General features: G+C 60.6%; 26 protein-coding genes and 1 pseudogene. 17 read left to right on the plus strand and 10 right to left on the minus strand.

All coding sequences use genetic code 11. The features are described 5' to 3' along the window. Window positions 1-153 precede the first annotated feature (153 nt). From AB0280_RS15530 to AB0280_RS15575, 10 genes are all read left to right on the plus strand, one after another. Window positions 154-666, plus strand: coding sequence for a hypothetical protein (locus AB0280_RS15530; protein WP_366367720.1), 513 nt, complete (start codon window positions 154-156; stop codon window positions 664-666). After that, window positions 666-1,187, plus strand: coding sequence for a hypothetical protein (locus AB0280_RS15535; protein WP_366367722.1), 522 nt, complete (start codon window positions 666-668; stop codon window positions 1,185-1,187). The genes AB0280_RS15530 and AB0280_RS15535 overlap by 1 nt, the downstream gene beginning before the upstream one ends. Then, the gene (locus AB0280_RS15540; protein WP_366367724.1) at window positions 1,187-1,681 is read left to right on the plus strand and encodes a hypothetical protein; all 495 of its coding nucleotides are present in this window, start codon (window positions 1,187-1,189) and stop codon (window positions 1,679-1,681) included. Before AB0280_RS15535 ends, AB0280_RS15540 begins: the two co-directional genes overlap by 1 nt. Beyond that, entirely contained in the window at window positions 1,681-2,106 is a 426-nt protein-coding gene (locus tag AB0280_RS15545) for a hypothetical protein (protein ID WP_366367725.1), read from the plus strand. The genes AB0280_RS15540 and AB0280_RS15545 overlap by 1 nt, the downstream gene beginning before the upstream one ends. An 18-nt stretch (window positions 2,107-2,124) precedes the next feature. Then, a complete protein-coding gene (locus tag AB0280_RS15550; protein ID WP_366367727.1) occupies window positions 2,125-3,354 on the plus strand; it encodes a hypothetical protein in 1,230 nt (409 codons plus the stop codon). 3 nt (window positions 3,355-3,357) lie between these two features. Continuing rightward, on the plus strand, window positions 3,358-3,813 hold the full coding sequence (locus tag AB0280_RS15555; RefSeq protein ID WP_366367728.1) for a hypothetical protein: 456 nt from the start codon (window positions 3,358-3,360) through the stop codon (window positions 3,811-3,813). After that, on the plus strand, window positions 3,814-4,569 hold the full coding sequence (locus AB0280_RS15560; RefSeq protein ID WP_366367730.1) for a hypothetical protein: 756 nt from the start codon (window positions 3,814-3,816) through the stop codon (window positions 4,567-4,569). It begins immediately after the preceding gene. After that, on the plus strand, window positions 4,569-5,075 hold the full coding sequence (locus tag AB0280_RS15565; protein WP_366367732.1) for a hypothetical protein: 507 nt from the start codon (window positions 4,569-4,571) through the stop codon (window positions 5,073-5,075). Before AB0280_RS15560 ends, AB0280_RS15565 begins: the two co-directional genes overlap by 1 nt. 11 nt (window positions 5,076-5,086) lie before the next feature. Beyond that, the gene (locus tag AB0280_RS15570) at window positions 5,087-5,308 is read left to right on the plus strand and encodes a hypothetical protein (protein ID WP_366367733.1); all 222 of its coding nucleotides are present in this window, start codon (window positions 5,087-5,089) and stop codon (window positions 5,306-5,308) included. A 111-nt stretch (window positions 5,309-5,419) separates the two neighbouring features. After that, a complete protein-coding gene (locus tag AB0280_RS15575) occupies window positions 5,420-5,761 on the plus strand; it encodes a histone-like nucleoid-structuring protein Lsr2 (protein WP_366367734.1) in 342 nt (113 codons plus the stop codon). Window positions 5,762-5,812: 51 nt separating this feature from the next. Here the strand turns inward: AB0280_RS15575 and AB0280_RS15580 are convergent, their stop codons facing one another. The 3 genes from AB0280_RS15580 to AB0280_RS15590 all read right to left on the minus strand — a co-directional run bounded on the left by AB0280_RS15580 (window position 5,813) and on the right by AB0280_RS15590 (window position 8,878). After that, complete coding sequence (locus AB0280_RS15580; protein WP_366367736.1) at window positions 5,813-8,059, minus strand: type IV secretory system conjugative DNA transfer family protein; 2,247 nt, start codon at window positions 8,057-8,059, stop codon at window positions 5,813-5,815. An 88-nt stretch (window positions 8,060-8,147) separates the two neighbouring features. Continuing rightward, window positions 8,148-8,282: a hypothetical protein gene (locus tag AB0280_RS15585; protein ID WP_366367738.1), complete on the minus strand. Its 135-nt coding sequence runs from the start codon at window positions 8,280-8,282 to the stop codon at window positions 8,148-8,150. 278 nt (window positions 8,283-8,560) lie between these two features. After that, entirely contained in the window at window positions 8,561-8,878 is a 318-nt protein-coding gene (locus AB0280_RS15590) for a hypothetical protein (protein WP_366367739.1), read from the minus strand. Between the two features lie 163 nt (window positions 8,879-9,041). Here AB0280_RS15590 and AB0280_RS15595 point away from each other — a divergent pair, with 163 nt between their 5' ends. After that, on the plus strand, window positions 9,042-9,926 hold the full coding sequence (locus AB0280_RS15595; protein WP_366367741.1) for a hypothetical protein: 885 nt from the start codon (window positions 9,042-9,044) through the stop codon (window positions 9,924-9,926). Here AB0280_RS15595 and AB0280_RS15600 read toward each other — a convergent pair. Beyond that, complete coding sequence (locus AB0280_RS15600; RefSeq protein ID WP_366367742.1) at window positions 9,889-11,346, minus strand: recombinase family protein; 1,458 nt, start codon at window positions 11,344-11,346, stop codon at window positions 9,889-9,891. The two genes, AB0280_RS15595 and AB0280_RS15600, sit on opposite strands and share 38 nt — an antisense overlap. A 37-nt stretch (window positions 11,347-11,383) precedes the next feature. Here AB0280_RS15600 and AB0280_RS15605 point away from each other — a divergent pair. From AB0280_RS15605 to AB0280_RS15620, 4 genes and pseudogenes are all read left to right on the plus strand, one after another. After that, window positions 11,384-11,998, plus strand: a pseudogene (locus tag AB0280_RS15605) (ATP-binding protein); the annotation flags it as partial. A gap of 116 nt (window positions 11,999-12,114) precedes the next feature. Then, complete coding sequence (gene dprA, locus AB0280_RS15610) at window positions 12,115-13,251, plus strand: DNA-processing protein DprA (RefSeq protein ID WP_366367874.1); 1,137 nt, start codon at window positions 12,115-12,117, stop codon at window positions 13,249-13,251. Between the two features lie 46 nt (window positions 13,252-13,297). After that, complete coding sequence (locus AB0280_RS15615) at window positions 13,298-14,224, plus strand: tyrosine recombinase XerC (RefSeq protein ID WP_275181329.1); 927 nt, start codon at window positions 13,298-13,300, stop codon at window positions 14,222-14,224. Window positions 14,225-14,465: 241 nt separating this feature from the next. Next, the gene (locus tag AB0280_RS15620; protein ID WP_159631751.1) at window positions 14,466-14,969 is read left to right on the plus strand and encodes a DUF3145 domain-containing protein; all 504 of its coding nucleotides are present in this window, start codon (window positions 14,466-14,468) and stop codon (window positions 14,967-14,969) included. A 117-nt stretch (window positions 14,970-15,086) separates the two neighbouring features. Here AB0280_RS15620 and fabF read toward each other — a convergent pair whose 3' ends face one another. The 6 genes from fabF to aceE all read right to left on the minus strand — a co-directional run bounded on the left by fabF (window position 15,087) and on the right by aceE (window position 23,068). Then, complete coding sequence (gene fabF / locus AB0280_RS15625) at window positions 15,087-16,322, minus strand: beta-ketoacyl-ACP synthase II (protein WP_224026390.1); 1,236 nt, start codon at window positions 16,320-16,322, stop codon at window positions 15,087-15,089. A 174-nt stretch (window positions 16,323-16,496) separates the two neighbouring features. Continuing rightward, window positions 16,497-16,742: an acyl carrier protein gene (locus AB0280_RS15630; RefSeq protein WP_009359314.1), complete on the minus strand. Its 246-nt coding sequence runs from the start codon at window positions 16,740-16,742 to the stop codon at window positions 16,497-16,499. Window positions 16,743-16,819: 77 nt separating this feature from the next. Beyond that, the gene (locus AB0280_RS15635; protein WP_224026389.1) at window positions 16,820-17,881 is read right to left on the minus strand and encodes a beta-ketoacyl-ACP synthase III; all 1,062 of its coding nucleotides are present in this window, start codon (window positions 17,879-17,881) and stop codon (window positions 16,820-16,822) included. Next, window positions 17,878-18,807, minus strand: coding sequence for an ACP S-malonyltransferase (locus tag AB0280_RS15640; RefSeq protein ID WP_224026388.1), 930 nt, complete (start codon window positions 18,805-18,807; stop codon window positions 17,878-17,880). Before AB0280_RS15640 ends, AB0280_RS15635 begins: the two co-directional genes overlap by 4 nt. An 88-nt stretch (window positions 18,808-18,895) precedes the next feature. Further along, window positions 18,896-20,140 (minus strand): PucR family transcriptional regulator, encoded by a 1,245-nt coding sequence (locus AB0280_RS15645; RefSeq protein WP_159631754.1) that lies wholly within the window; start codon window positions 20,138-20,140, stop codon window positions 18,896-18,898. A 186-nt stretch (window positions 20,141-20,326) separates the two neighbouring features. Beyond that, the gene (gene aceE / locus AB0280_RS15650; RefSeq protein ID WP_366367745.1) at window positions 20,327-23,068 is read right to left on the minus strand and encodes a pyruvate dehydrogenase (acetyl-transferring), homodimeric type; all 2,742 of its coding nucleotides are present in this window, start codon (window positions 23,066-23,068) and stop codon (window positions 20,327-20,329) included. Window positions 23,069-23,494: 426 nt separating this feature from the next. On the opposite strand from aceE, the gene AB0280_RS15655 reads away from it, so the two are divergent. Both AB0280_RS15655 and AB0280_RS15660 read left to right on the plus strand, forming a co-directional pair. Continuing rightward, window positions 23,495-23,914: a DUF3052 domain-containing protein gene (locus tag AB0280_RS15655; RefSeq protein WP_141160169.1), complete on the plus strand. Its 420-nt coding sequence runs from the start codon at window positions 23,495-23,497 to the stop codon at window positions 23,912-23,914. After that, window positions 23,911-24,405 (plus strand): peroxiredoxin, encoded by a 495-nt coding sequence (locus tag AB0280_RS15660; protein ID WP_224026385.1) that lies wholly within the window; start codon window positions 23,911-23,913, stop codon window positions 24,403-24,405. Before AB0280_RS15655 ends, AB0280_RS15660 begins: the two co-directional genes overlap by 4 nt. Window position 24,406 lies beyond the last annotated feature (1 nt).

The raw sequence follows: 24,406 nt of genomic DNA on the forward strand, positions 1-24,406 counted from the left end.
CGGAACTCCGCCCCATAAGCCGTGGGCATGGTCAACATCCTTCCACGAGCACAAGCTCGCTAGGTCAAGGAGTCAACAAAACCCGGGGCAGTCCCCCTCACCAATCTGGTAGACGGCAAGTTCGACTTCAAGTTCCTAGCGGATAAGACGGTGATGACCTACCCGCAGCTCGGCTCACCGCGGACTGACTTCCGCATCGTGTTTGACCGCACTACTAAACGGTCCAACTTTGACAGGGCGACTCTCTCACGCGGTGCCAACAACCTTTTCAACCAGATAATCGGCGTCGGTAGCGGGCAGGGCTCGGATCAGATCTTCTCATTCAAAAACGACACGGCGTCACAGATCGAGTTCAAGCTTCGCCAGAAGACCGTCCAGTTCAACGAGGTCAAAGTGCAAGCCACGCTCGATGAAAACACCCAGGCACAACTTGATCGCTACAAGAAGCTTCTACGCATGCCGCAGATAACGCTGTCTGGTGCTGACCTTCCAGATGTACCCCTTGAAGTCGGTGACATCATCCCGTGCGTGTTCAATGGGCGAAAGCTGCTCGAAGACCTGACTGGCGTCTACCGCATAGAGCGGCGAGAGGTAACTGTCGATGAGAACCACTTCATCAAGGAGATGAAGCTGTACTTCGAGAAGACAGGGGAGTACGTGGGCTAATGGACAGCTTGATTAGCCAGCTTCCAGAACGCCAGCTCATAAACGGCATCCGGCAGGCGGAACAGATCGGGGCAGAGCTAAAAGCTGCCAAGAGAATGAGCGGCGCCAGTGGCCAACTGAACTACACACTTCAATCTGCCAATACATGGGATCGAACGGAGACAGTCAGCGCGGGAAGTATCACTCAGATGACCCTTGTCGTCACCATGACGTGTGACCAGACACAGCCGTGGCCAGAGGCGCTGCTGTATATGGACATGCGCGCCAACGGCACAGCAGATGCCAACAAGTTCAGCTACCTCAATGGGACCTATGCCGGTACGACGTACTCAGGCGCTCTCGGTTGGAGTGACGGCACCAGCGTCATCACGAGTGGAGGCATGACCAGGAACTTCAGCAACCTCAGTGTGATCTTCACCTGGACGATGGACTTCTTCTACAAGGGAACCATCACCTATTACGCCAAGCCAGTCATTCGCTCTTCGTGTGGTGGCACCATGACGCTGACGAGGACGCTCTAATGGGAGTCACCAACGTCGATAGCCTGTTGGAGAATCACGCCGTCTCAACCCTTCGAGACGCGGCCCAACTAATGAACGAGCGCAAGGCCATGCAACGCGTCGGCGGTTCGAGTGTCCGCTACTTCCGAACGGATAGTCCTGGTGCGTGGCTCTGGACCGGGCAGATAGATACGGTGCCGGCTGCCGCTGGCAGCTTCTCGGGCTTGGCGCGATTCCTGGTGATTCTGACATCAGGCACGAGCGTTGCTTTGATGTCATCATGCGTCGTCGAAGTTGAGGGCAGTACTGATGGGGTCACATGGGTTTCCCTTCCAGCCGCCACAGGTCCGGGTGCAGGTAACTGGACGCTTCAAGATGCGGGGGTGATCAATGCAGAGCCTTACAAGTCCAAATACGAACTACGGCTGGACGGTCCCTACAACGAGTACCGGCGATTCAAAGTACAGGCGCTCTCATCTGATCCCGTTGCGATTAGTACCACGAGGATTCTCTAATGAGCGTGCTCGATTCTCTCCCAGAAGGCGAAGTCAGTCGTCTCATCCGCCAAGTCGAAACGGTGCAGAAAGAAAGCAAAGCGCCGCAGACGATTGGTAGCTCGGGTGTCTTGATGGGCATCACTATCAGCCAATTTTCGGTCGATCTTACCGTCCCTCCACTGGACGGACGCATGATCCTCTTGCAATACACGCCTTCAGACCTCAGCTTTGGCGGCGGGCTCATCTACCGCGCTTATCAGAGCGTAAATGGGGCCGGGACTTATACGGAGATATTTCTCCAATACCGACTCCGCGTTGGTTCGGATGGCATTCAGTCATGGAAGTTTCCATCATTCAATGACGCGAGCGTAAATCCCAAGACCTATAAATTCTTTTTCTATGGCATTGGCACTGGCGCATTCTCTGCAAGTTTAGTAAGTTAAAAATAGGAATCAACATGAATGTTTAACAATTTCAAAACCTACAACTACTCACTCTCAAATGTCACCCCCGATGGTCTTGGTCGTCACGAAGGCGCGTTCCTTAATGGCGACATCATCAACGGCTTCGACACGGTTATTGGAACCGGCCTTCAAGTCATCATCAACCCTGGCAATGCGCTAATCCGTATCGGCACAGGTGGTACGACCAGCGCCCGACTAGTAAGCTTGACTGCTGCGTTTACGGGTACCCTCGCTACGGCTGACGCCAGCAACCCACGTATAGATGCCATCGTCATGTACGTCGATACCAGCGTGAACCTTCCTGGTGGCACACCAACGTCAGCCAACTCAGACGGTCCTGGTGTCACAAAAGTTGCCTATGTATCTGGTACGCCAAACGCCAGCCCCGTCGCTCCAAGCACAGCAGCCATCCAAACAGCTATTGGATCTGCAAGCTATCCGTACACGATCTTGGCCAACTGGCGGGTAGATGCAGGCGCGGCTACCTTGTCGCAGAGCAAGTGCACCGATACTCGAGTCTTTGCCACTCCAACGAATCCCCGGGCAATCGGCAACAGGAGCATGATTGAAAGCGGCTGTAACTGGACGTACACAAATGCCACACTGAATGGTGCTGGAACAGCCGGCCAAGTCTTGATTGCAGTAGGAACAGCTTTAGTCCCTCAGCCTGTCGCTGCCGCCAGCAAGACTTTCACAGCAAACCGAGACACATACATCTACGTCACGCTTGGAAACTCCACCCCTCAGTACTCAGAACAAACAATCGGCGGTATCAACCCGACTCTTCCAGCAAACTCAGTGCTCGTTGCGGTGGTCTACAGCACGGCGACAATCCAGTCTGCTTCAAACCAGAAGCCAGCGGGATCAATAGTGACTGGAACCATTCCGGCTGCCACCTTCGGCAGTACCGGCGTAAAGAGAATCACCGGAATTGGCGGCACGCCAAAGATCGTTCGGTTTACTATCATGCCGACCGCAAGTACGACGGTTTCCGCTTCCGGCAGCGGTGGGATGACGAGCAGTGGTCAGTTTTGGGTCTTTACATCCGCGTTTGGATCGAATCTTGCTCGCGAGTCCGGAGCGACGGCTTGTATCGTCATACGCTCATCGGGCGCCAACACCCCTCTTGTGACCGCTTCATATTCTTCTATGGACGTTGACGGCTTCAGTATCAACGTCACCACGGCAGCCACTGTTTACGACGTTGCTTACGAGGTCTACGCGTAGGCCATGAACTTCGAATACCTCCCAGCCACGATTTCAGCCGCAGGCGGAGCCCTGATTGGGATTTTAGGTGCGGTCCTGATCAACAATCGCAAGAACAGGAAGTCAGCGGCATCATTGGCCGACGCCCATCTGAAGACGTTCTACGAGACGATGAACAGCGCTCTTACTGACCAGGAGAAACGCCACTCAGACTCAATCGCACAACTTCGCGCGGAACAACGTGAGGAGCGCAAACAGTGGGCAGACGAGCGCAAGGCGTTCAACGAAAGAATCGACAAGCTCCAAGACCAGGCACGGCTAGATGGCCGACAGCTCCACGCCAAAGAGCTGGAAGTAGCCAACCTCACCGGCAAAGTAAATGTACTTGAAGAGCGCCTACGCCTCATGAACGGCGATACATCGACGACTTCTGTAGTCGTGCCGCACGGTGGACACGTCACTGTTGGAGCGGCTGCCTAAATGAAGACAAAAGACGAAGTCCGAAACTGGCTCGTCGCCAACGTAGGTGCTCGCCACGTCACCTACGACAGCAACGGAAACTCAATCGGCGCTCAGTGTGTCGGCCTCATCAACGCATTTACCGATTGGCTTGGATACCCGCGGATACCTGGGTTATACGCCTTCGAGCTCTTCGACAACGCCAAACAGTTCTCGGAGTACGAGGTGATTCCTAACTCAGCGACGTTCGTGCCACAGCTGGGAGACATCCTGGTCTATGCGGAGGGGTCCTTTGGTTCAAGTGTCGGCCACGTCGAGATTGCAGGGGACAACAGCACTCTGAACGTAGTGGATGCCCTGGCCCAGAACTACCTGAATCCTTCTGCCACTAAGGGATCGCCCGCTGCTTGGGTGAAGCACGGTTATGGAGACTTCCTGGGAGCAGTTCGTCCCCGGCTCATGCAAAGAGTAAAAGAAAGCGTGGCAGCAGAATCAGCTCCACAGAAGGAGAAAGTCACAATGGTTGATGAAGCAGGATTAAACGTACTCTACAAGTTTTACTTGGCGTCCCCTATTACCGACTACGGCTACAAGAACCGGCTAGGCAAGCAAACCTTTGCTCAAGCTCAACGAGAGATCATGGAATCTGCGGCGGCTAAGGCGCTTGTGAAGAAGCGTGCCGAGGAGCAGACGGGATTCATCAACCACTTGCCAGATATGTACAAGGCGGTAGTGAAGCTTCCAGAGCAGGTAAATGTGGAGCCTAGTAAGGGCTAATGAAAACGCAGCTGGTCATTCTCTTGATCTGCTGTGGCTTGTTGCTTCTGCTCCTGCATGTTCTACCTGCCCCAGCCCCAGCGTCGGCCCCGGCTTCTAGTGACGCCAAGTGCAAGATGCGCGGAGAGCTACCAGATCCCGTTTGCACGCCAGGAGTCATCAATCCGAAGGTGACTCAAGCGAACATCCAGCAGACGATCTGCGTGAGCGGATGGAGTTCAAGCATCCGCCCTGTGACCAGTTACACCAATGCTCTCAAGCTTCAACAGATGAAAGAGTACGGCTTCACAGACAGCCCAAGTAAGTACGAGCAAGATCATCTGGTGAGCATCAGCCTTGGTGGGCATCCAACAGACCCGAAGAATTTGTGGCCACAACCTGACGCAGCGCCTAACCCAAAGGATGCTGTTGAAAACAAGTTGCGGGCCAAGGTTTGTTCGGGAGCCATGTCACTCGCCACAGCTCAACAGAGGATCGCGACTGACTGGCGCACAGCATCAAATTAATAAGGAGGCATATGACACAAACAACTAAAACATCATTCTGGAACACCAACGTAGGCAAGACCTTCAAGGCAGCGCTCTACTTAGCTGCGTCAGCTGGGTTGAGCTACTTGATCACAGCTTCAGCGAATGACCAGGCTCTATTCGGTCCGGTTACAGCGATCATTAACGTCGCGTTAGTCTTCGTCAAGCAGACATGGTTCACATCAACCACGCCGAATCTTGGCTCTAATTAGTGCCTAGCGTCGCTTCTGAAAGCTTCTAGGCTCAAAGACGATATCTTGCACACGTGAAGCTCTCCACGTCGCTGGAGAGCTTCTTACATCTTTTGCGTGTAGTCTTGAAGAATGGCTAAAGAAACTATCGTCGTCCTTCGTTCCGATGTATCCGGTGAAGTTATCCCGGAAGGCGAGGGCGAAACCATCGCTTTCAGTGTTGGGAAGAACTCCTACACAATCGATCTGACCTCCGCAGAGGCAGCAGAGTTCAAGAAGACTCTCGGCAAGTACACGTCGGTTGCCACTCAAGAAGTATCGCGGCTTCCGCGCTCAGCTGGATCGTCTGCTCCGAAGAGCAATAAAGAAGAATTGTCTAAGATCCGTGCATGGGCACAGGAGCAAGGCTTGAATGTCGCACCTCGTGGGAGAATCTCGCAGGATATTCAGGACAAGTACCGCGCCGCAAACTAGGTTGCACCACGAAGAAGCCCCATCTCACACTGAGAGTGGGGCTTCTTTTTTCTATTCGTCGTCACTTGTCTTCTTGCGTCGCCCCATATTTGGATGCCTATGGGTTTCATCAACTCGCGCGCGACGTCGGTTGTCGATGTCCTCGTGGACCTTGGCGATGGGCGTGCCGTGCTTGATTCCCGATAGATGCATAGCCCGATCAGCGGTACCGAGTGACGGGAATGGTGCCAGGGCTGTGAAGGTCACGGGATCTCCGGTGCCGCGCTCGTTGGCTATCCAGGCTATCGCGTCGTACTTCTTGAGGCCGGTAATGTCAGTCTCGGTGACATGAGACGAACCGATTGAATTGAGCCACATGCGAGCTTCCTTGGCGGTGCTCTCGAACAAGACTTTGGTTCCGGTGTTGTTGAGGATGGCCGAGCGTGTGTTTCTGTCGATCCTGTCGCTGTCGTCCATGTACTGGGTAGAGGTAGTCAGGATGAACTTGTGCTTGCGGGCCTGAGACAAGACGTCATCGAACGGGACGTTACTCTTGGTCATCTGTTGAGCCTCATCAAGGTAGATGAAGTTGTATTTGTCTGGAGTAAGGTTCTGCGCTTCGGTCCAGAGGGCTTGGAAGAACAATGATGCAAGGAGCGCAGAGGTGTCCTCTGGAAGACCAGCTAGGTTGATCAGGAGAATCTTGTTGCCAAGCAACACATCTTTGATGTTGAAGCCTGACTTGGTCTGCCCCAGGATGTTGTAAATTTCGGGACGGCTATTGAGCTGCCAGAGCCGGTCATAGAGCGGTTGCGACCGTACTCGTCTCTCTTCCTCCTTCAAGTTCATCCAGTCATCCATGAAGTACTTGATCTGGCGGTCTTTCACTGAGCTAACGACAGACCTTGCCCACGTCACTTCTTCGGGTGTCCGCGGCCTGAGGAGAGGAAGAAGGTCAATCAGGGTGGCATTGCCGTACTCGATCAGCGCGTACAAGCCATGGTGGATTAGCTCACGCGTCCACACTCCCTTGCTATCGGGGTAGAGCTGCTGGAACATCGCGGAAATTTGATCGACAACCTTGTGAGCATTTCCTTGATCGAGAGGGTTGAAGCCCACGGGATTCATATCGCTGACGTTTACGATGATCACGTCATCAAGCCGTTCAAACGGTATGTAGTTGAGAGTGCGGTTGAAAAATGTCTCTGGTGAGTTGCTGTTGCTGGCATCAATGCCGACCACACCGTACCCGTTGGCCATATTCTGAGCAGCCGAGTTACCGAGTGTCACTGACTTACCAGTACCAGGCTTGCCACCAATGTGCATGTGCAGTACCTCTTTTTCTCCGTAGCCCTGAGCGATTCGTCGTCCCTTCTGACTGCTGTGGTTGCTTGTTCCGAAGACGAGTCCGACTCGTGCGATCTCTTCGGTTGCGTAGAACTGTCGTGCCTGAGAACGGGCAAGTCCTGGCATAGAGACGTCACCAAGTGGGAAGCCGGCCACTGCCGCTAGCTCAGGGACGTTTAGCAGTGAGGGCAGTCGCCAGGGCGTCGAAGCGCTGTTCACGGTGTCTCGTTGCACGTCGATGTCGCCTACTGGTTTCTTGGTAAGGAACCAAGTGCTCTGACTATTGGCTGTCTTCAAGCCCTTGAAGATGCCGCCTGTAAGGAACTTTGCCCTCGCCTCAGTTTTGGCTTGCGCAGCAACCCGAGCAATGACCTCATAGCAGTCGTAATCGAGCTTCTTACGCCGATCTTCTACTTCCTCACGGCTAGCTGTTTGCCCGAGCATCTCGGATACGATGCCATGTCTGGTTGAGGTGACGGGATGCTCTGTAGATGGCTTCCGTATGAGTCCTGCTGGGGCGATGACCCACTGAAGAACTGCTGATTCACCGTCACCTAGCGCGTGCGCCAAATTGGTCAGGATGTCCTTCGAGATCACTTCCGGGGTGTTGACGTTGAGCGTGCGGGTGCTATCTGAAAGCGTGATTTCTTCCACGTAGGTCCATGCCTTGCGCGGCCTCGTCACGTCGTCTTCAATGACGCTTCCGGGGATCTGGTGACGTATCTGGCTCGTGACCTGTTCGGCGTACTGCCACGGAACAAGCAGGCGAAACTCCATGCTGCCGTTTAGTGCCCACGCTTCAAGCACGAGACTAGGCCTGCCCATGATGAAGGTGAACGAACCAAGCGGTAGCGTCGTGTGGATGACTCTAAACATCGCCTGTACGGCATCTACAGGCAGCTCTCCAGGGAACCTCACGATGTAGGTCTTGCGCTCTTTGTCATAGTCGGATTGCGACTTAAACAGTCCCATCTAACCCTCCTGAGGGATGGATTGAAAAAGGGGATTGAAAAAGCCGCGTCATGCCACTTTTTACTGTGACACAACGCGGCTTTTTCGACTAGCGGCGGCTTCTGAGCGATCCGTTGATGAACCTCTTGATCAAAACGTAGATGACCACAAAGAAGCCGATGACCGCGAAGAATGGCGACGTGGCGGTATATAGCCAACCAAAGAGCGCGGTAATGAGATCCATAACGCTGTTGTTGAACTCATCAGCGTTTGTTGTAGTTGCTCGAACCATCAAACTGATCATGACGTCCCCTTAGACGATTCCGCGCAAGCGGTGGTAGTGATTAGCGGTTCTATCCATACGGCGCTTTGTTTCAGCGGCGTCCCTAGATAGGGCGATGGCCCTCTGGCGTACAGGATCAATTCGCTTTGGCTTGTCCGGTATGAAGAGATCAAGGATGGTCACAACCCCGTGGTAAGTCGCGATACCAAGGCCGATGCAGACGATCAGCAGTGAGAGGTTCATGAGAAGCCCCACTTCGATTCGGTGGTTGACTGACCACCATTAGCGCGGGTTGCTGCCCTCTCGATGAACGCCAATTCCAATGGAGCCAGGAGGCGGTTCAATGTCTCGTCATCACCCGCAAGCTGCCGGCGGTAGGCATCAACTTCGACAGCCTTCTCCATGCTGTACTTCGTGAGATGAGCGTCGCCCTCAGTGACGTAAGCCCGGAACCTAAGAACGTCCCGGTATTCAGCCGTTGCGACCTCAAGCTCAGAAAGCTTCTTCTTGTCGTTGTTGTCGTCGCCAGTGATGAGGCGAACCAGTGCGTTGGCCATGATGGCTCCTTGGTTGGAAGGGGGGGGTTTGCCCGATTGGGCGTATTTCCAGCCTGGGACACGAATGGCTATAAATCAGCCCCATGTAGCTACTCTGGCGGGTGACACTTTAGAGTTGCGCCATAAGGCAGACGCGACAACTTAGCGACATGGGGGCTTCAAGATGATGACCGTTGACCAGTTAGTAAAGGCGTTCCAGCAGATGCGGCAAGGTCAGGGAATCACCGTTGAGAAGTTGCAGCATCGCCCTGAGCTGCTTGCGCACTTCAACATCGCGACCGGTGCCGAGTTCATAAGCTTCCTTGAAGAGGCGACTGTGCCGGTTATGAACCACCCAAAGTGCAAGGCTGCGCTCGTCGCCCTGGCCATCGGGCATGACCGTCTAAAGGACTTGAGAGAACGGCGGCGGAAACTGGCGGGGGTCCCCATTGACTATAAAGGCGATTTTGAGCAGAACTGTCGCCGTGTTGAAAATGAAGGATTTATAGAGATCGCCACCCTGCTACTGGACATTGGTCGAAAGCGTATAGACAGTCGGGATCTCTACGCGCGTATGGACGCGCTAGAAGCAGCTGTTCGGAATCTCTCAAAGATTGCATTGGAGCTAATTGGCCTTGCGCCTGTTCATGAAGAATACACGAAGCGGGTAACGGAAGCCATAAAGGAGTTCGGGCAGAACCTACGTGTGCCACCACCTGGAGATATGCCTCTGTACGGGGACGAATTCGATTTCATCCTTCCGGCGATAAGATTTCCCAAACCAAGCGAACGTCAGGGCGGGATCGATCGGGTTGAGTTGATTGGGACTGCGCTTACGCTTCAGACGGGGATAAACGCCTTGCTGGTTGCTGGCGGTAGTTTTGACACCGAAGACAGAGTAAAAGCCCGTAAGGTCAACAATGATATAGCGCGTCTTGGTGAATTACTCCAACCCATGAGGACTCCGGTGCAAGAGGATGGGCAGAAAGTTCCCCTGATCGGTGACTCGATCCAGATCCGTGAACCAGGAATTACGCCTTCCAGCGAATCTCAACGCGGTCAGGATTGAACTTGAACCCTTTGTAGATCACCTTCTGATCTCCAAGCTGCTTCGGATAAATCAAGACCTTCTCGATGAGCGTGTCCACAAGCTGCCGTCGCCACTGTATGTCTGCCTTATCCCACGCCTCACGGACAGTCTGGCCGGCAGGAATGAGCCCAATGGTATTGCGACTCGTCTTTTGGTCTAGCTCGCGTCCTAGAGCATCTAAACGTGCCGAGGCGGCGGTTTTTGCACTCTTGTATTCGCTGAAGGTCATCTCACCTGTTGAATAGAGGTTCAAGATCTCCTGCAAGCGAAGACTCTGGGCCTCATGGTCGCGCATGAGTTCCTTGAGCTTTCCTGAGTCGCCTTTATCTTTCGCCAGCATGGCAGTGAGGTCCGGAGTGTCCAAGCGGTACATCAGACAGTCAATGACGAGAGCTTCCACGGGTTCTTTTTTGCGTTTGACCCTTCCGCAGCCAACATCTTGCCCGCGATGGTCCTTTTTGCGGCAGTTGAATGCAGGGGAGTAGCTGCCGTCTCGCTGTTGGGCGTTGATGATGTTCATGCGTGTATCGCAGAGTCCACAGTGAACGAACCCCTTTAGCAGGTGCTTGCGCGTATAGCTTCGTTGCCCGTGGAGAGCCTGCCCCCTCTTGATCGCCAAGTGCAGGTCTTCCCAGGTCTCCATGCTGATCAGAGAGGGCCAGACAGCTGGATACTCATTGTCGTTGTGGACGCGGATTGAGATGTTTCGTGGTCTGACAGCGACGTTTCGAACATTGATGGCTGCCCAAAGTTTCCCCTTAGCGGTCGGGATGCCACGTTCATTGAAGTCGAGGGCAATGGTCCGCCAGGAATCTCCGGCTACGAATCTATCTATGGCTTCGCGGACGACAGCTGCTTCCTCGGGGATGATAACCATGCCGTTTTGTTCGTATCCATAGGCCCGGTTACCGCCGCTTGGCTTTCCCGCTTTAGCAGCTTGGAGTTTGGCTGACTTCACCCTGTCAGTTGATGTTTCGACTTCGTACGATGCCCAGGCGGCGAGCGTCTTTGCCGTCGCTCGTCCAGCTGGAGTTGTGAGATCAAAAAAGCCGGCCATGACTGTATGAGTCGGGGTCTTCGTTGGCTGGCAGACATCGATGTAGTGCTCGAGATCAATGGTGCGACGCAGTAAACGATCTTGGTGCCAGACCGCTACGGCATCGACATCGCCGTTCTTGATTACCCGGAGAAGGGCTTCGTAGCCAGGGCGAGGCTTACCGGAGTACGCCGAAATGTCGTTGTCCGAGAATGTGGCAACGATTTGACCGCCGAGCTGTGCGACCAGCTTCTCGCAGTCTTCCTGCTGCCGCTCCACACCTAAGCCGGCGCCTACGCGGTCGCGGCTGATTCGGCTGTAGATGGCGAAGCGAGTGTCTTGCATATATTCAGTTCCGTGCATGATTATGAGGCCTCCGGGGTATGCCGTCAATAGTTTTGACGAGGCGCCGGAATACGAGCGGCGCGTCCTGGACGCGCTGCGGCAGCCCCTGGAGAGCGGGGAACTGGTGATTCACCGATCCGCCGGGACTGCGGCGTACCCGGCCCGGTTCCAGCTGGTGCTTGCAGCTAATCCCTGCCCGTGCGGCAAGGCCTCCGGCAAAGGGCTGGACTGCACCTGCACTCCCGTGATGCGCCGCCGCTACCTTGCCAGAATGTCCGGGCCCCTGCTGGACCGAGTGGACATCCAGCTCCAGGTGGAGCGGGTTTCCCTGGCTGACTTCGGCCAGGCAGGGGCCGAGGAGGACACCGCTTCCGTGGCGGACCGGGTGCGGGGTGCCCGTGCGCGGCAGGCGGATCGCCTGCGATGCTTCGGGCTTGAGACGAACTCCCAGGTACCGGGGCGAATCCTCCGCGGTGACCTGCGGCTCGCGCCGGCAGCAACCCGGATCCTGGACCAGTCCCTTGAGCGCGGCATCCTGACCGCCCGCGGGTACGACCGCGTCCTTCGGCTCGCCTGGACCCTGGCGGACCTGGGTCGCCGGGATACGCCGGACACCAACGACATCGGACAGGCACTGGGCCTGCGGCAGGCTACGGCGGCCGCGGCATGACAAGCCTCCAGGAACGGAACGAACCAAAGGAACTGCGGGTGGACAAGGAACGGGTCGTGGAAAAGACGCGAAGCATTGATAAGGAACGGCTGGCCCGGGCCGCCCTCTCACGGCTGATGGAACCCCAGGACGCGGCGGGCCTTGCCATCGTTCGGACTGCGGGGGCAACAGACGCCCTGCTCATCGCTACCGGACAGGTGTCGGCCGGCCCTGGCCTTGAGCGGGAAATCACCGCATTGCTGGCGGACACCGCGGCGGCCGGCAGTTGGGCCGGCCTTGCCGCAGCGTTGAAGCGGTGGCAGCCACGGATCCCTGACCTCGCACCCGAACGTGACCTTGCCACCATGGCCCGGCTGGGCGGCCGCATCATCATCCCGGGCGACGAACTATGGCCGGCCCAGGTCGCAGACCTGGGCATCCAGGAGCCCATCTGCCTCTGGTGGCGGGGAGAGGAACAGCCATTGCCCGCACTGGATAAATCCATCGCCCTGGTGGGGTCCCGGGACAGCACGAGCTACGGAGCGGCGGTCACAGGCGACCTGGCCTACTCGCTGGCGCAGCGGGGCTTCACGGTCGTTTCGGGAGGAGCCTACGGCATCGACGCCCATGCGCACCGGGCAGCCCTCGCCGGCAGCTCCACGGCGGTACCAACGGTCGCCGTCATGGCCGGGGGAGTGGACAGGTTCTATCCGTCCGGCAATGAGGACCTGCTGCGCGCCGTGGCCAACCAGGGAGCCGTCCTGGCCGAGGTGCCACCGGGATCGGCCCCCACCCGCTACCGGTTCCTGCAGCGGAACAGGCTGATTGCCGCCCTCTCCGCGGTGACGGTGGTGGTCGAGGCCCGCTGGCGTTCGGGAGCTCTTAATACGGCCCACCACGCCGAGACCCTGGGCCGTGCGGTTGGTGCCGTTCCCGGATCAGTCCACAGCGCCAACTCCGCCGGCTGCCACCGTCTTCTGCGGGACGGAGGGGCGGTCTGCGTCACCGATGCGGCGGAGGTGGCTGAACTTGCCTCGCCCAGCGGAACTGCCCTGCCAGGGCAACGGACTACGGAAGCGGCAGTCCAGGACGGCCTGACCCTGGAGGACTTGATCCTGCTGGACGCACTGCCGCTTCGCTCCACCACATCCGTGGAAAAGCTCTCCGCCGTGGCCGGCCTGGGACAGGACTCGGTGCGGGCCGGACTTGGCAGGCTGGGGCTGCTGGGCCTGGCCGTGTCGGAGCGGGGAGGCTGGAAACGCGGCAAAGGATAGCCGTGTCCGCGCACGGTGCAGGGCCCGCAACTGGGAAAGTAGAGGAGTGGAACATGAAGAACTGCCCGGGGCACTCGGCAAGGCACTGGACGCGTTCGCCGGCTACCTGTCGGGGGAGCGTGCGGTGTCAGACCACACCAGGCGCGCCTACCTGGGCGACCTGCACAGCCTCCTGGTCCATGCGGCATCGGAAGGCGTGGCAGAACTGAAGGACCTTGAACTGGGAACGTTCCGCCGGTGGCTCGGAAGCCAAAGCTCTGCGGGCGCCTCGCGGGCGACCCTTGCCCGCCGGTCCGCCACGGCGCGGGTCTTTACAGCTTGGGCACTCCGGGAAGAGCTCATCGACACAGATCCCGCCCTTCGCCTGAAGGCACCCAAACGGGAAGGATCCCTGCCGGGGGTGCTTCAGGCGCCGCAGCTCACGCGCCTGCTGGATGGTCTGGAGGCCTCCGCCACGGACGGTGAGCCACTCGCTGTCAGAAACCGCGCCCTGGTGGAACTCCTGTACGCCACGGGCATCCGGGTGGGCGAACTGGCCGGGCTCGATGTCGACGATCTTGACCCTGACCGGCGCACGCTCCGCGTGATCGGCAAGGGCAACAAGGAACGCACAGTTCCCTTCGGCGTTCCCGCTGCCGTGGCGGTCGATGACTGGCTTCGGCGGGGGCGTCCGGCGCTGGCGAAAGGCAACAGCGGGCCTGCCCTTTTTCTTGGAGCCCGCGGCGGCCGCATCGATCAACGGCAGGTCCGTGCCCTGGTCAACACGCTGTTCGCGGCACTGGGCGACACCTCGGCGTCCGGGCCCCACGCGCTGCGGCACTCGGCCGCCACGCATCTGCTTGATGGGGGCGCGGACCTGCGCGCGGTGCAGGAGATCCTGGGCCACAGCAGCCTGGCGACCACCCAGATTTACACCCACGTCTCGGTTGACCGCCTTCGGAAGAGCTATCAGCAGGCGCATCCAAGGGCCTGATCCGGTGTGGCTAATCGCACTGGCGTAATTCTGCGGGGTACGGCACAATAAGAGTCACGTCCGGCAACTTTCAAGTGTCGCTTGAAGCTCCCTGAGCTTTGTGCGGCGCGGCAAGTCCGGACTCAGCTTTATGTGATACATCTGAATACGCGCAGGGAACCACCGCCGCAGAGCAGGGCACGGCAGTTCCATCCAGGCAGAGGTCGTTGGGGAAGACGTACCTATAGCTATGGAGGATGGAATGTCTGTTGCAATGACCCGCGGTGTGCTGTTCGTTCACTCGGCCCCTACGGCGCTGTGCCCCCACGTTGAGTGGGCGGTTGGCGCTGTGGTGGACAAGCGGACGGACCTTGAGTGGACCCCGCAGCCTGCCGCGCCCGGCATGTTCCGGGCCGAGTTGTCCTGGACCGGTACCCCCGGCACGGGAGCCAAACTGGCGTCCTGCCTCCGTGGCTGGGCGCATCTTCGGTATGAGGTGACGGAGGAGCCGAGCCAGGGCGTGGACGGCGGCCGCTGGTCGCACACTCCCGAACTGGGGATTTTCCATGCCGTGACGGACGTCCACGGCAACATCATGGTGTCCGAGGACCGGATCCGTTACGCCTATGAGTCCGGCGCCGGGGACCCGGCTGCGGTGTACCACGAACTCTCGCTGGCCCTCGGGGAAGCCTGGGACGAGGAACTCGAACCGTTCCGCCACGCTGCCGAAGGCGCCCCGGTGCGCTGGCTCCACCAGGTGGGCTGACCGCCGTCGTCCGTCCCCGGTGACCTGGGGTACTGCAACACTTCCATAGCAAAAAAGGGAGGCCCCGCCAGTTGGCGGGGCCTCCCTTGCGTTTCCGGGGCGCTTCCCCGGCAATGCCTAGACGCTGCGGATTGCCACGACGGCGTTGTGGCCGCCGAACCCAAACGAGTTGCTCAGCGCCACGATATTGCCGGCAGGCAGGTCGCGGGCGGAGGTGACAACGTCGAGCGGGATCTCCGGATCCTGGTTCTCAAGGTTGATGGTGACCGGTGCCTTGCGCTCATGGACGGCCAGCACGGTGAGGACAGCCTCCACCGCGCCGGACGCGCCCAGGAGGTGGCCCATCTGCGACTTGGTGGCGGAAACGGCCACATTGTCCACGTGGTTGCCCAAGGCGGCACGCAGGGCCGTGTACTCCGGCTTGTCACCAACAGGAGTGGAGGTTGCGTGGGCGTTGACGTGAACCACGTCTTCAGCCTGGATGCGGCCATCAAACATGGCAGCCTTGAGTGCACGGGTGGCACCCAGACCTTCGGGGTCCGGTGCGGTGATGTGGTAGGCGTCGGCGGTGACGGACGTGCCGGCAAGTTCGGCGTAAATGCGGGCGCCGCGCGCCAGGGCGTGCTCCTCGGCTTCGAGGACAAGGGCGCCGGCACCTTCGCCCATGACAAAGCCGTCACGTGCGGTGTCGTACGGGCGGGAGGCGCGCTGCGGATCGTCGTTCCGGCGGGAGAGTGCCTGCATGGAGGCGAAGGCCGCCAGCGGCATGGGGTGAATGGCGGCTTCTGCTCCACCGCACATCACCACGTCTGCCTTGCCCGAGCGGATGAGTTCCAGGCCCAGGTGCATGGCCTCCGTCCCGGAAGCGCAAGCGGAGACGGGGGTGTGGGCGCCGGCGCGGGCGCCGAGGTCCAGGCTGACGGCTGCGGCAACGCCGTTGGGCATCAGCATGGGGACGGTCATGGGCAGGACCCGGCGGGGGCCCTTTTCCTTCAGGGTGTCCCAGGCGTCCAGGAGGGTCCAGACGCCACCAATGCCGGTGGCGAAGGCGACTGCCAGCCGGTCCTGGTCGATTTCCGTGATGCCGGAATCGGCCCAGGCTTCCCGGGCAGCGATGACGCCGAACTGGGTGGAGGGGTCCATCCGCTTTGCTTCAACACGGCTGAGCACGTCCAGTGCCGGGGTGCTGCAGCGGGCGGCGAAGTGGACGGGGAGCTCGTACTTGGCTACCCAGTCGTCCTCGAGGGTGCGGGCACCGGAGACCCCTTTAAGGGCGTTGTTCCACATCGTGGGTACATCGCCGCCGATGGGCGTGGTGGCACCCAGACCGGTAATGACTACTTTGCGCGTCATGGGATCACTCTTTCGTCGGTGGGGAGTCCGTCTGCGCCTGTCGCAGGGTCCCGCACATGTTGATGATCGGCCAGTCCCGGTCGGGGTTCTGCCCGGATAAATGCGGCGGGCTGCCGGTCCGGTCAGTCCGGACCGGCAGCCCTGCCAAGCCGTGAGACGGCGGAAAGCCTGTTATTAGGCCTGTGCTCCGGCAATGAAGCTGACGGCGTCGCCAACGGTCTTGAGGTTCTTGACCTCTTCGTCGGGGATGCGCACGCCGAACTTCTCTTCAGCGTTGACCACGATGGTCATCATGGAGATGGAGTCGATGTCCAGGTCCTCGGTGAAGGACTTGTCCAGCTCGACGGCCTCCGGGGCCAGGCCGGTTTCTTCGTTGACGATTTCAGCCAAGCCGGCCAGGATCTCTTCGTTGCTAGCCATTGGTGGCTCCTTTTCTTGTATTGCCGGCAGGGGCTGCCGGAAACGGTCCGGGCCGCGGTTGCGACCCTTGGGCGTATCTAGGGAAGGACAACTACCTGTGCGCCGAAGACCAGTCCGGCACCGAAACCGATCTGCAGGGCCAGCCCGCCGCTCAGTCCGGGGTTCTCCTGCAGGAGCCGGTGGGTTGCGAGCGGGATGGAGGCAGCGGACGTGTTGCCGGCCTCGGCAATGTCCCGTGCCACTGTAACCGTCTCGGGCAGCTTCAGCTTCTTCACCATCTCGTCGATGATGCGCATGTTGGCCTGGTGGGGGATGAAGGCCACCAGGTCTTCCGCCTGGATCCCGGCGGCATCGAGTGCCTGCTGGGCCACTTTGGCCATCTCCCACACGGCCCAGCGGAACACGGTCTGTCCGTCCTGGCGAAGGGTGGGGTACAGCTCCTGGGCTTCTTCCAGCAGTGCGAGATCGCCCGTGGAGTCCGACTGGCGGGCAGCCAGGCCGAGGTCGCGGACGTCAAGCATGGAGCGCGTCATGCCGATGGCGTCCCACCTGCTGCCGTCCGAGCCCCACACGGACGGGGCAATGCCCGGCGTGTCGGAAGGGCCTATGACGACGGCGCCCGCGCCGTCGCCGAGGAGGAAGGAGATGGTGCGTTCCCGGTTGTCGATGACGTCGGAGAGCTTCTCCGCACCGACCACGAGGACGTACTTCGCGGTGCCGGACCGGACCAGTGCGTCGGCCTGGGCAATGCCGTAGCAGTAACCGGCGCACGCAGCGGAGATATCGAAGGCAGGGGCCGGAGTGGCGCCGATGCGGTCGGCCAGGCTGGCCGCGGCGGAGGGAGTGGCGTAGGGGTGGGTCACGGTCGACACAATGACTGCACCGAGTTCAGAGGCTTCAATGCCTGCCTTCGCCATGGCTTCACGGGCTGCGCCTTCGGCCATGTCGATCACGCTGACGTCGGCAGCGGCACGGTGGCGGGTGACGATGCCGGTGCGCTGGCGGATCCATTCGTCGGAGGAGTCAATCCACTGGCAAACATCTTCGTTGGTGACGATGACGTCCGGCCGGTAGGCGCCGAGGCCGAGAATGCGGGTGTGCTCCTGGATGGGAGCCTGTTTCAGCGTGGGAACGCTCATGCGTTGCCCTCCAGTTCTGCGAAGAGCGCCAGTGCGGCGGACAGGTCATCGGGGGTTTTGACGGCAACGGTCTTGACGCCGGGCATGCCGCGCTTGGCCAGGCCCGCCAGCGTGCCGGCAGGCGCGAGTTCGATCACGCCGGTAACACCGCGCTTCACCATGGTTTCCATGCACAGGTCCCAGCGGACCGGGCGGGAAACCTGGGCGATCAGGCTTGCGACGGCGGCACCACCGTCGGTGACTTCGCCGCCGTCGTAATTCGACAGGAGGGGCACCTTGGGGGCAACCGGGTTCAAGGTGGGTTCCAGCGCCTTGAGCGCATCGACGGCGGGCGACATGTGGCTGGTGTGGAACGCGCCGGCCACCTTGAGCGGGATGACGCGGGCTTTTGCCGGCGGGTTGTCGGCAAGGGCCTTCAGCTGTTCGAAGGTTCCTGCCGCCACCGTCTGGCCGGCACCGTTGACGTTGGCGGGGGCAGCGCCGGCGGCTTCAATGGCGGCCAGCACCTCGGCGGGGTCGCCGCCGACGACGGCGCTCATGCCGGTGGGGGTGACGGCTGCCGCGGCGGCCATGCTGTTGGCCCGTTCACGGACGAACGTCATGGCTTCCTGTTCGGTCAGCACACCGGCCAGGGCTGCTGCGGTGATCTCACCCACGGAATGGCCGGCGAGGATCACCGGGAGGGAGTTGAGTTCCACGTCGAAGAGGGAAGCCGCGGCGACAAGCCCGGCAGCAACGATCAGGGGCTGCGCCACGGCAGTGTCCTTGATGGTTTCCTCATCGGAGGTGGTTCCGTGGGCTATCAGGTCGATGCCTGCGATGTCACTCAGGGAGGCCAGCTGGCCTGCCACCGAGGGAAGTTCCAGCCAGGGGGCAAGAAAACCCGGGGTCTGTGAGCCCTGTCCAGGGCAGACTATTGCAAGCACGTAACCAGCTTTCCAAATTACTGTGTGATCCAGCGGTGTTTCTCCGCACCAAGCTCACGGGGTCAGGTTGTAGGAAGTCTACAATGCCTCAGGCCTGGTTCCGGGACGCCTGGCGCTCCGTGGCGGCCTTCGGTGGCGCCGAAAGACGGCCCACCACCAGTGCTGCCTGCAGCACGAACGCCTCCCGCGGGAGCAGCGGGTCCCAGCCTGTAACATCGCAGACCCGCTTCAGCCGGTAGCGCACCGTGTTGGCATGGACGAAGAGTTCCCGGGCCGTGGCCTCCAGTGAGTGGCCCAGTTCCAGGTAGGTTCCCAGTGTCTCCACCAGCCCGTTGGAGGCGGCCAGGAGCGGCCGGTAGATGTTCTTAACGAGTGAGCGCCGGGCAGCGTCATCCCCGGAAATCACCCGCTCCGGCAACAGGTCGTCCGCGGCCACCGGACGTGGCGCAGACGGCCACGCCCTGGCTGCCGTCAATCCGGCGAAGGCGGATTGGGCGGATCCGCTGGCCTCCAGCAGCGAACTGGCCTCGGGTCCATAGACCACCGGCCCGGGGGCGAACATGTCGCTCAGCTTCACATAGGCGGTTTCGCGGTCCTGCACCCCGCCGAGGATGAGGATCAGCCGGTCGCCCTGGATGCCCACCAGCGCGTCCTCGGCATAACGGCCAGCCATCCGACGCAGTTCACTGACATAGCTGGCGCTGGGCTCAGACGGGGAATTGCCCACCATGACGGTGAAGCGCTCCTGCGCCTTCCAGCCCAGCGCGGCGATACGGGAGCGCAGGGCGTCCGTGTTTTCGCCGCGCAGGATCGCATCCACAATCAAAGCTTCCAGCCGGGTGTCCCAGGAGCCGCGGGACTCGGCGGCGCGGGCGTAGACGTCCGCGGCAGCGAATGCGACTTCCCGCGAATAGCGCAGCACGGCCTCCCGCAGGGAGGGCTGGTCGGCCTCGGGCGCAATGACGGGAACCTGGTCCTCCACCACTTCCACCACGATCCTGATCAGCTGGAGCGCCTTCTGCAGGCTGATGGAACGCGTCAGTTCCGTGGGGGCCGTCCCAAAAACGTCGGTGAGGATCCAGGAGGGAGAGCTTGGCCGCTCGTACCAGGTGACGAACGCCGCGATGCCGTTCTGTGCCACCATGCCGAGTGCGGAACGCTCATCAGCGCTGAGCCGGCTGTACCACGGCAGCGACTGCTCAAGCTTGCGCATGGTGGTCGTGGAGAGCTGGCCCACGTTGGCGCGGAGCTGCTTGAGGGTCTCGGACTTCTCCGGCGTGACCTTCGGCGGGGACGGTTTCCGCTTCGGGGACTGGCTGGCTGATGCTGGCATTCTTTGAGCATACGGCCACCGCGGGGCAAGCTCCATTTGTGCGAAGGCTACAACCCGCCTTGCGCTGCGTCACAGCCTCCGTACCTGCCGGCGGCTTACCCCGGGACAGAACGACGGCGGCCCTCACCTTGTGGGGTGAGGGCCGCCGTCGTGTAGCGCTGCTGGTTCCGATGTCCAGCCGGAAGGCTAGGCTTCGCCTCCGGCGTTGCCGGTGGTGCCGGCGTTGACGTTGAGCAGCTTGTACTTCTCGATCGCCTTCACCGGGGCGTCGACATCCACCTCGCCGCGGCGCGCCAGCATTTCAAGGGCACGGACCACGATGGAGTGGGTGTCGTTCTTGAAGAAGCGGCGGGCTGCTGCGCGGGTGTCGGAGAAGCCGAAGCCGTCGGCGCCGAGGGTGGCGTATTCGTTGGGGACGAATTGCCGGATCTGGTCGGGGACGGCTTTCATGTAGTCCGAGACGGCGACGATGGGGCCGGTGGCTCCTTCGAGTTGCTGGGTGACGAACGGGACGCGGGCGGGTTGGCCGGGGTTGAGGAAGGCTTCCTCTTCGGCGGCGAGGCCGTCGCGGCGCAGTTCGTTCCAGGAGGTCACGGACCAGACGTCGGCGGAGACGTTCCAGTCATCGGCCAGCACGCGCTGGGCTTCGATGGCCCAGGGCACGGAGACGCCGGAGGCAAGGATCTGGGTGCGGGGACCGTCGATCTTGGCCGGGGCGAGCAGGTAGATGCCCTTGATGACGCCTTCGACGTCGAGGCTCTCCGGTTCTGCGGGCTGGATGATGGGTTCGTTGTACACCGTGAGGTAGTACATGACGTTCTTGTCCGTCGAATCCGCACCGTACATCCGTTCCAGGCCGGAGCGGACGATGTGTCCGATTTCGTAGCCGTAGGCGGGGTCGTAGGTGAGGACGGCGGGGTTGGTTGAGGCCAGCAGGGGGGAGTGTCCGTCGGCGTGCTGGAGGCCTTCGCCGGTGAGGGTGGTCCGTCCTGCGGTGGCGCCGATGATGAAGCCGCGGGTCATCTGGTCTCCGGCGGCCCAGAAGGCGTCGCCGGTGCGCTGGAAGCCGAACATGGAGTAGAACACGTAGACCGGGACCAGGGGTACGCCGTGGGTGGCGTAGGAGGTTCCGGCGGCGGTGAAGGCTGCCACGGCGCCGGCTTCGTTGATGCCGGGGTGGATCAGCTGACCGGCGGGGGATTCCTTGTAGGCCAGGACCAGGTCCCGGTCCACCGACAGGTAGTTCTGCCCCTTGGGGTTGTAGATCTTCGCCGTCGGGAAGAACGCGTCCATGCCGAACGTGCGGGCTTCGTCCGGGATGATCGGGGCGATGTGCTTGCCGAAGTTCTTATCCCGCATCAGGTCCTTCAGGAGCCTGACGAACGCCATGGTGGTCGCGGCCTGCTGCTTGCCCGAACCGCGCTTGGCCACCTCGTAGGACTTGGCCTCCGGCAGCACGATCTCGGCGTGGGTGTCGCGGCGCTCCGGGACGGATCCGCCCAGGGCCGCCCGGCGCTCCATCATGTACTTGATTTCCGGGGCGTCGTTACCGGGGTGGTAGTACGGCGGCCGGTAGGAGTCCTTCTCCAGCTGCTCGTCGGTGACCGGGATCCGCAGGTGGTCGCGGAACTTCTTCAGGTCATCGAGGGTGAGCTTCTTCATCTGGTGGGTCGCGTTGCGGCCCTCGAAGTGCGGGCCCAGGCCGTAGCCCTTGACGGTGTGGGCGAGGATGACGGTGGGTTTGCCCTTGAATTCGGTGGCGGCCTTGTATGCGGCGTAGACCTTGCGGTAGTCGTGGCCGCCGCGTTTGAGGTTCCAGATCTGGTCATCGGTGAGGTCCGCGACGAGGTCCTTGGTCTGCGGGGTCTTGCCGAAGAAGTGTTCGCGGACGAACCCGCCGGACTCTGCCTTGTAGGTCTGGTAGTCGCCGTCGACGGTTTCGTTCATGATCTTTACCAGGGACCCGTCGGTGTCGCGGGTGAGCAGGTCATCCCACTCCCGTCCCCAGACAACCTTGATCACGTTCCAGCCCGCGCCGCGGAAGAACGCTTCGAGTTCCTGCATGATCTTGCCGTTGCCGCGCACCGGGCCGTCCAGGCGCTGGAGGTTGCAGTTGATCACGAAGTTCAGGTTGTCCAGGTTCTCGTTCGCTGCCAGCTGCAGCAGGCCCCGGGACTCGGGCTCGTCCATTTCACCATCGCCCAGGAACGCCCAGACCTGCTGGTCCGAGGTGTCTTTCAGGCCCCGGTTGTGCAGGTAGCGGTTGTTCTGGGCCTGGTAGATCGCGTTCATCGGCCCGATGCCCATGGACACGGTGGGGAATTCCCAGAACTGCGGCATCAGGCGCGGGTGCGGGTAGGAGGACAGGGCGTGGCCCTCGCGGGACTTTTCCTGCCGGAACCCGTCCAGGTCTTCCTCGGACAGGCGTCCTTCCATGAACGCCCGGGCGTACATGCCGGGGGAGGCGTGGCCCTGGAAGAAGACCTGGTCCCCGCCGCCGGGGTGGTCCTTGCCGCGGAAGAAGTGGTTGAAGCCGACCTCGTACAGGGTCGCGGCCCCGGCGTAGGTGGAGATGTGTCCGCCGACTCCGATATCGGGCCGCTGCGCCCGGTGCACCATGACCGCGGCGTTCCACCGCATGTACGCCCGGTACCGGCGCTCGAACTCCTCGTTGCCCGGGAACGCAGCTTCCTGGTCCACCGGGATCGTGTTCACGTAATCGGTGGTGGTCACCATCGGCACACCCACGCTCTGCGCGCCGGCGCGCTGCAGCAGGCTCCGCATGATGTATTGGGCACGCTCGGTGCCCTGTTCCCTGATCAACGCGTCCAGGGACTCAACCCACTCGGCAGTCTCTTCCGGATCACGATCAGGCAGCTGGTTAGTCAACCCGCTGAGGATATGGGAGGTATCTTCTCCTGCAGCCACGTCCAACCTCTCTTTGCGCGCATGAATCGGCGCACTCAGGCCAGGCAGGGTGACTGCCCGGCGTATATACGCCGTGTGCGACGTATCGGTTACAACAGCCCGGTCATGTGTGCCGGGCAGCTTCCTAGCGCTCCTATGTCTGCACGGAGTCACAAGGTCGTCGTCCGCAGGCATAGTTGTCATCAGCCACTCTAGCCGTCACGGCAAGACGATGCGTAGCTGCGGTCCGGGTGCTGCAGTTGTATTTCGTTCGTCATACTGGTTGTGTGACGAAAAGCCCCTGTGCCGGGGCCGCTGTGGCCCGATGTGACGCAGAATATGCGCAGTCCAGGGGGCGGCAGCTTGAAGCGCAGGCACAAAGGGTGTTGGCTTGGGAGTAATGGAAATCACTATGCACACCGCATATATGAGGTATTGGAGGAACACGTGAGCGAGGCCGACGCCGCCACTTCGGTAAATGTGGCGGAAAAATTGGGTTTCAAAAATGGGGATCTGATTCAGGAGTTCGGTTACGACGACGATGTCGATTTCGACTTGCGTGACGATATTGAGGACCTCACCGGGTCCGAAATGCTTGACGAGGACGACCATGAGGTGGCGGACGCCGTCATCCTTTGGTGGCGCGACGGCGACGGGGACCTGGTGGACAGCCTGATGGATTCCCTCACCACCCTGAGCGAAAACGGCGTTGTCTGGGTGCTCACCCCCAAGTCGGGCCGGGACGGCTACGTTTCGCCGGCGGAAATCCAGGAGGCTGCTCCCACGGCGGGCCTGCATGTCACCACCTCAGCCGGGGTCTCAAAGGACTGGAGCGCCGTCCGCCTGGTCAGCAGGAAGAACAAGTGACGGCAGCGGTTGAGGCCGCGTCTGCAGCTGTTCCTTCGCTGGGCGCCGCAGCTCCCGATTTTGAGCTGGCCAACCAATACGGCGAGCCGGTGAAGCTCTCCTCTTTCCGGGGGCAAAACGTGGCGCTGGTCTTTTACCCCTTTGCGTTTTCGGGTATCTGTACCGGTGAACTTTGCGAAATCCGGGACAACCTGGGCATGTTCGAGTATTCGAATGCGGTTGTCCTGGCCGTGTCCGTGGACAGCAAGTTCAGCCTCCGGGCCTACGCGGCGCAGGAGGGCTACACCTTCGACCTTCTGGCTGATTTCTGGCCCCACGGCGCCGTGGCGAATGCCTACGGCGTGTTCGACGCCGGCAGCGGCATGGCGAAGCGGGCCACCTTCATCATTGATGGTGACGGGAGGGTCCGCTACAGCGTGGTGAACCCCCGCGGCCAGGCCCGCGACTTCAGCGAATACCGCGCCGCGCTGGCGGATCTTAAGCAGGCCTGAG

Origin of the sequence: Pseudarthrobacter sp. 902506025, assembly GCF_040702325.1 — a bacterium.
In the GTDB taxonomy this organism is placed as follows: domain Bacteria; phylum Actinomycetota; class Actinomycetes; order Actinomycetales; family Micrococcaceae; genus Arthrobacter.